Origin of the sequence: Desulfovibrio sp. OH1186_COT-070, from assembly GCF_003860215.1 — a bacterium.
Lineage (GTDB): Bacteria > Desulfobacterota > Desulfovibrionia > Desulfovibrionales > Desulfovibrionaceae > Desulfovibrio.
Window position 1 is genome coordinate 40530 of record NZ_RQYH01000014.1, and the last position, 6737, is coordinate 47266.

5 protein-coding genes and 1 tRNA gene are annotated in these 6737 nt (G+C 61.7%); 4 read left to right on the forward strand and 2 right to left on the reverse strand.

Going from position 1 to position 6737, the window contains the following annotated elements; all coding sequences use genetic code 11:
• Window positions 1-62: 62 nt before the first annotated feature.
• Both EII23_RS06625 and EII23_RS06630 read left to right on the forward strand, forming a co-directional pair.
• Entirely contained in the window at window positions 63-830 is a 768-nt protein-coding gene (locus EII23_RS06625; protein ID WP_124792606.1) for a hypothetical protein, read from the forward strand.
• 16 nt (window positions 831-846) lie between these two features.
• On the forward strand, window positions 847-1977 hold the full coding sequence (locus tag EII23_RS06630) for a DUF4384 domain-containing protein (RefSeq protein ID WP_124792607.1): 1131 nt from the start codon (window positions 847-849) through the stop codon (window positions 1975-1977).
• 112 nt (window positions 1978-2089) lie between these two features.
• Here the strand turns inward: EII23_RS06630 and EII23_RS06635 are convergent, their stop codons facing one another.
• Window positions 2090-2803, reverse strand: a complete 714-nt coding sequence (locus EII23_RS06635; RefSeq protein WP_124792608.1) for a hypothetical protein — start codon at window positions 2801-2803, stop codon at window positions 2090-2092.
• A 187-nt stretch (window positions 2804-2990) separates the two neighbouring features.
• On the opposite strand from EII23_RS06635, the gene EII23_RS06640 reads away from it, so the two are divergent.
• Entirely contained in the window at window positions 2991-4187 is a 1197-nt protein-coding gene (locus tag EII23_RS06640) for an HlyD family secretion protein (RefSeq protein ID WP_124792609.1), read from the forward strand.
• 45 nt (window positions 4188-4232) lie between these two features.
• Here the strand turns inward: EII23_RS06640 and EII23_RS06645 are convergent, their stop codons facing one another.
• Window positions 4233-6266 carry a DUF563 domain-containing protein gene (locus EII23_RS06645; protein WP_124792610.1) on the reverse strand — a complete coding sequence of 678 codons (2034 nt, stop codon included), beginning with the start codon at window positions 6264-6266 and terminating at the stop codon, window positions 4233-4235.
• Between the two features lie 89 nt (window positions 6267-6355).
• Here EII23_RS06645 and EII23_RS06650 point away from each other — a divergent pair.
• Window positions 6356-6431, forward strand: a tRNA-Ala gene (locus tag EII23_RS06650).
• Window positions 6432-6737: the final 306 nt, after the last annotated feature.

Consider the following 6737-nt stretch of genomic DNA (forward strand, 5'->3'; position numbering starts at 1 on the left):
GCCCTGCGGGCGGCCGAAAAAGGCGGCAAAACCGCCCCCCACAACGGGCACTGTGACAGAACATGGCAATATCCGGTACGCTGCGGCACTGCCTGCTGTGCGTTCTGCTGGTTGGCTCTCTGTCGGCGGCACAGGCACAGACGCTGGAAGAACTCTGGAACAGATATGCGCCGGGCGCAACGCATGTTCCGGATGTCGCCAACGCCGCCGCGCGGCAGGAATCCGCCTTTCCCGGCAGGATTCTGGGTGAGCCGCAGGGCGAAGGCGAAAGCGCCTTCCAGCACGCCTGGAAGTACCGCTCCGTAACGTATGAACTGCATTATGCGGATCCGGAGCGTCTGGCACGGTCCATTTATGGGCTGGCGCTCCACGCAAGGGATGTCAGCCCCGAACTGCCCAGGGAAAAATTTTTTGGCGGAGTACGCGGCTTCCACTATGCCACATGGCAGATATGCCGCTGGCTCAACGATACCCGGCGGGAAGGAAAAAACCTTTCCCCCGAGGAAGCGGAACTGGCAGACATGCTGGCGCAGGACGGCGTGATCCGCCGGGAAAACGGCTGTGAACCCGGAACGTCCGTACGGCATGTGCTGGGGGCAGCGCCGGGGAAAAAGCGTTCTTTCGCGCGCAGCCTGCGTCACGAGCGCCTGCATGTGTACTGGGATGAAGACATCGGGTTTCAGGCGCGCAGCCGGGCACGATGGATAGCCCTGCCGGATTCGGAGAAGGAGGCCGAGCGGCGGAAACTGAAAAACTATTCCCAGGATAACGAATGGCAACTTATTGAGGAATGGGCTGTTTCCGCTGCGGAAGCGCAGGCCGTTCCCTAGAAAACAGGAGAAGACCATGAAAAAAATTCTGTTCAGCCTGGCCGCCCTGCTGATGACGGCCGCCTTCGTGTCCCAGGCCCAAGCCGCCGGACGCCTGAATTTCATGCTCATCAACGTGACAGGGGAAGATATCGTCGACGCGCGCATCTGCCCCACCTACTATCCGCAGTATCTCAGCGAGAACCTGCTCAAAACCAAACTGGAGCCCAATACCCGGCTCTACATCGGCCCCAACTATTACGGCGACCAGCGGTACTGGAATATCCGCCTCACCTGGGCCAACGGCTACCAGCACACCTTTACCCACAGCCGCCTCACCAGGTACAATACCTACCTGACCTACGCCACGCCCTACGGCGTGCGCCTGCGCCAGAGCTATGAGCCTGCCCATGCCCGCTATGACTACAATGCGCCGGGCATGAGCATGTACGGCGGCATTCCGGGCAATGCCAATGCGGCCATTGCCGTGGGCCTGCCCGAAAAGGTGAACGTGGCCATGGCCGATGCCTCCGGCGCCAACAGGAAAATCGGCCAGAGCACGCGCAGAAGCCGCGACCTTGTGTTCGAGGACGACGAAGTGGGCGCGCCCACTGTGGAAGGCATGGGCGGCATGGAAAACGGAGAAACCATTGCCCTGAAAACCACGGTGGAAATGACCCGTGACGGCAAGACCACCACAGTGCTGCCCACAGAAGAATTCAAGTCCGGCGACAAGGTGCGCCTCATTTTCTCCGCCAACCGCGACGGGCATGTGTACTGGCTCAGCCAGGGCACGTCCGGCCAGTATCAGGTGCTCTTCCCCACAGACAAGGCGGGCATGGACAATACCATCGTCAAGAACAGGGAATACACTGTGCCTGCCAAGGGCGCCTGGCGCTTTGACGACAAGGCGGGCACCGAAACCCTGGTCTGCGTGCTGTCGCCCAAGCCCGTTGCCGCTCTGGATCAGGCCGTGCGCCTGATCGGCGAAAACAAGAAGGCCGAAGCCGCGGCCATCGTGGAAGAGCTCATGACCAGCCACGAAAAGAAGCGGACCACGCGGGATCTGGTGTTTGAAGAAGAAGACGAGAACGACGTGAACACCAAGACGCAAAAGGCTGACGGCGACGAGCCTTTTGTGGCCACATACGACCTGATCCACAGATAGGATCACTAGGATCACAGCTTCACGGCGACGCAAACAAGGGGGAGCGGCCAGGCCGCTCCCCCTTTTGTCGTGACACATGCCGCGCCCTGTCAAAGAGCGCCTCTCTCCCTTTCTACAAAGGGCGCTCCGCCGGGCCGGACGCGGGAAGTTTTTTCGCGCCCGGCGGCTCGGTGACCGGTTGCAGGCCGGGGGTCAGGTCGTGCACCTCTGTGGGCGGCGCCAGAGGATCGGCCGCCGTGCGCTGGATATTTTTGCTGTCGCGCACGTACAGCGTGCAGGCCAGGCCAAAGCATTCGTTGACGGCTGCAACGGTTCCCCGGAGTTTTTCCACCGCGCTGCGTGGCGGCGGCACCAGCAGATAGTAGGTGCGGCTGCGCCCGCCGCGCTTGGGCTCCACGGTGCAGGCCACGATCCATTCGTCCTGGCCGTCGCCGTTCCAATCGGCAATGGCCGTCATGTGCAGGGTGATTTTTTGGGTGGCGTGGTCTATGCTGAAGCCGTTGGGCCAGTGCTTCACCCGACTGTCCGGCAACACGGTAGCGGCAAAATTTTCCCCAAGATACACGTCGTGGGCGGCATCGGACTGGAGCATGAAATCGGGCGACAGGCGCTGAAACAGGATTTTTCCGTACCCTTCCTGCGGGGCAAGGGAAAAAGCCGCAAAATAGTTGCCCCGGCTGTCCAGCAGTTTGCGGGCCTGAAGCTCCCTGGTCATCTGGCTGGCCATGCGTGAAAAGGCTTCTTTTTCCACCACATGGACGGGACGGGAGCAGGCCGCCAGCAGGGTTGTCAGGCAGAGCAGGACACAGATGCGCACGAAAGTCATGGTGTTCTCCAAAGCAGGTTTGGGACGGAAAATCCGCCGCACTGCTCTTGTATGCGCCTGCTCCCGGCTTGTAAAGACTGCACGGCCTTGTGGCACGGTATCTGCATTTGCGGTATGCAGTACGGCATTTCCGGTTTTTGGGCGGCGCGCCCGCGCCTGCCTGTAACATGCAACCAGGCGGTTTTTCGTGTCCGAGCCTCTTCGCCTTGATCCGCCCGTATCCGGGCGTTCCCCCCGCCTGCGGCACGCGCTGCTTGCCTGCGGCCTTTTGCTGGCGGCGCTGTGCTGCTGGTGGTGGCTTCAGCCTCCGGGCCCGACCAGTGTGCGGGCTGTGGTTGACGGCATGGTCTTCCCGGTGGTGTCGCCTTTTTCCGCCAGGGTGGAAGCCGTTTTTGTCGCAGAAGGCGATCGCGTCCGGCAGGGGCAGGTGCTCGCGCGCATGGACACCACAGAACTGAAGGAACGCTTTGCCGCTGCCGGACGCGAAACCGCTGCCCTGCGCACGCCTTCCGGCCCTCCGGGAATGGAGGAAATGGCGCAGCGCCTCAAGGCAGCGCAGGAGGCGGAGCAGGACATGACACGCAGGCTCGGGCTTGCGCGGCATGAGGAAGACATGAAGCGGCGGGTGCGCGAGGAGCGTGTGACCGAACATGTGCGCGCCCAGCTTCATCGGCGCTCGCTGGACAATCAGGGGGGCGAGGCGGCTGTCGGCAAGGCGCGTTATACCGCAGCCAGAGAGGCCGAAACGCGGGCGCGTCAGAACATGGAGCGTGCCGCAGCCGATTTTGAAACGGCCAGCCGCGAGCGCGCCGCTCTGGATCAGGAACTTGCCCGTATTCGCCAAGAGATGCTGCACGACAGGCAGATGGCCTCCCGCTCCCGCTCCGCAGTGCGTGCCGCCACCGGGCCTGCGGCTGCCCTGCCCGCCCTGCCGGACGAAAACCTCCGTGCGCCTGCGGACGGCCGCATCCTGCCCGGCATGGCCCGCGCCGGACAGACCGTGCCGCGCGATGCGCCCCTGCTTTTTTTGCTGCCCGAAGGAAAAGACGGCGCGGAATCGTACTGGGTTATGGCCTATTTTTCTCCGGAAAACAGGAATGCCCTTCAGGCGGGACAGACCTGCTCCGTGCTTTTGCCCGACGATACCGTGCTGGACGGACGCATTCTGGAAGTGCTGGAAAACCGGGAACTGCCTCCGGACATGCCGCTCCCCCCCCGCAGCGGCGAAAGGTCTGGCGCAGCAGATGCGCCCCATACAGCCTCCGGGCAGCAGCATGTACCCGTGCGGGTGAGCCTTGATCCGGGCAAAGGGCCGGCGCCCCTGCCCGGCACCGCCGCCACGTGTACGGTGCGCCCTTCTTTCTTCCGGAACCGTTTTTTCTGATGCTTCTGCAAGTTTTCGCCCCGAAAGGGCATGCATATCCGCGGATCAGGCGTGCCCTGTGTCCTGCCGCAACGCGGCAATGACCTGCTCCACATCCAGAGAAAAATTTTCGCCGCCTCCGGCTCCGCCGAGCGAGGTGGCCGCAAACATGTGCGTTGCCAGAGTCGCGCCGCGCTTTCTGATATAGTCAAGCATCACGGGGATAAAGAGGTTTCTCCTGCTGAACAGGGTGAAGTGGTTGGTCAGCTTTTGGCACAGCAGGACAGAATAGAATGCGGAACCGTCAAAGCCCGCAACGTGCCGGGATGCGCAGAGCAGCCTGAGCTGGTCTGCAATGTCCAGACGCTCCGGATGCACAATCTCCCACCCGTCGCTGGCCAGAACTTTTTCCAGCGCCGCCTCTTCCCTGACTTTTCCCGTGCTCCGGGCCGAGCGCGAAATCCAGACTTTTTTGCCGGAGATGACCCTTTGGGCGGGAAACTGGCCGAGGCGACGCCACTGCACGTCCAGCATGGGCTGGTGCGGGTCGCTTGCCGGGCTGGACACGATCAGCCTGTCCGCAAGGGTCGGCTTTTTGATCAGAACGATTTCATTGGCAATGCCCAGCAGGGAAAATACCTGTTTTTGCCAGGAACTGACCTGATCGCGGGGCGACATGAAGAGGATCGGGCAGTCCGCGTTCCGGGGCAGGCCGTGCAGCCTGCTCAGACTCTCCAGCAAAAAGTGCCCGTAATGGGGAAAGAGGTAGCCGCCGAAAAAGCACGTGCCCCTGATGCGCTCCTGCGGGGGCGTGGGGCTGCGCTCCCTGCCCCTGTCCATCAGTGCTGCGGGAAGACATGCGCCGTTGACAAACACGCCGGACAAAAACGAATCCATGCTGCCGAGAAAAGGCATGAGCAGGGCCTGTTCCACCACCTCCGTTGCCGGGGGAGCGTCCGGGCGGTACAGCGGGGCATTCCGCTCCTCCCCGCCCGCCGCCTCCACGCGCGCCACCGCAGGGTTACCGCCGGAACACGCGCCATCGCCGGAGTCCAGACGTTCAAATTTTTCCTTGAAATCCTTGACAAAAACATCGTCCAAGAGGGGCCCCTTCCGGCCGGGCAATGCCGACGCACTGTTGCGGCCCCTGTCCACAATGGCCTTCAGGCACGATGCAAATACCTCCGTATAACGCACATACGCGCTCCTCTCCCTGATGTGCGCCACATGGTCCCTGTCCACGCCGTCCAGAACGTATCTGCGTACGCTCTTCCAGGGTTTCACAAAAATTTCATGGAGCATGCAATTGATGCCGAACAACTCTTCTGCGGAAAAACCGTGCACAAGAGGCCCGCTGCCGGGCTGCCCCTGCGCGTCCTCCGGCGCGAGAAGGCCCGCGCCATGACAATAGACAGGCAGGTCCACCAGAGACAGCCGGAAAAGCAAATCCTTCCGGGCTGTTGCCATGTCCGCATAGTCTTCTGTCCAGCCGCCCACAATATCCAGAACGCCCCGCGGCAGCAGCAGCGGCGGGCGCAATGCGGCGCCGGCACGCAAAAGGGGCCAGGGCTCATGACCATCGCGGGCAGCCTGCGCTGCCCCATGCTCCCCGTCCTGCGCGGCAGTGCCGCAAAGGACGGACAGGGGCAGGCCGCGGCTCCATTTTTCCGACAAAACGCGCAGCCAGCGGCTGTTTTTCACGCTGACGCCGTGCTCCATGTGCATGCAGATTTCTGACGGCACATGGCTCCAGCCGATGTTGTATGCGCTGACTTTCGTCACCGGGCGGGAAAGAAACCAGAGATTGCGGATAATGCCCGCCCTGTGCAGCTCTTTCAACGCAGGCGCATGGCGCAGACCGGGCAGGGCCAGCACGGTGATCTGCAACTGCTCTCTGGTTGTTGTTTTGCAGAGATCCGTGAGGCTTTTGACGGGAATGGCATCCCCTTCGGCAAGCACCAGCACTGCGTTGATTGTGGACGGCATCTGCATGTTCCGCATTTCTCCCTTGAGGGCAAACCGTATCCGGGCTGCCCTGCGGCGGTCAAGCGGGGCCGATTTCCCGCCGCCATCCGGAGCCGGGATGGGGTCTTCCCCCACACGAACAGCCGTGCCTGGAAAGGCTTGCCGGAGCGCACAAAAAATTCTTGACAATTTTCCGCTCTTTGGGGCATGTTCTTTTTCGCTGTGGGGCTGTAGCTCAGTTGGGAGAGCGCTTGAATGGCATTCAAGAGGCCGTCAGTTCAATTCTGTCCAGCTCCACCAGAATTTGCGGGTTTGCAGAAATTTCTGCAAACCCTTTTTCTTTTTGCTTGCCCCGATTTTTGAGGGAGGCCCGATCATGCACGCAAAAAAGCCGCCTGCACAGAAGCACAGGCGGCCATCGTGTTTTGCTGAAGGTGCAGATCACATCATCTTTGTGTCGTCGTTGATCCGGTCAACAACAGCCTGCAACGACTCCGCACGGTAGGCGAAAAGCGTCAGCTTCCGCAGGGCATTGGCATCAGACGAATTGGCAATGTAGGAAGTCACGGACTGGGGAAGCGTGCCAAAGCGCGCCTCCAGCAAATC

Excerpts from the sequence above, each read along its gene's own strand:
- EII23_RS06625 (WP_124792606.1), top strand. The coding sequence starts at position 63 with ATGGCAATATCCGGTACGCTGCGGCACTGCCTGCTGTGCGTTCTGCTG.
- EII23_RS06630 (WP_124792607.1), top strand. The coding sequence starts at position 847 with ATGAAAAAAATTCTGTTCAGCCTGGCCGCCCTGCTGATGACGGCCGCC.
- EII23_RS06635 (WP_124792608.1), bottom strand. The coding sequence starts at position 2,803 with ATGACTTTCGTGCGCATCTGTGTCCTGCTCTGCCTGACAACCCTGCTG.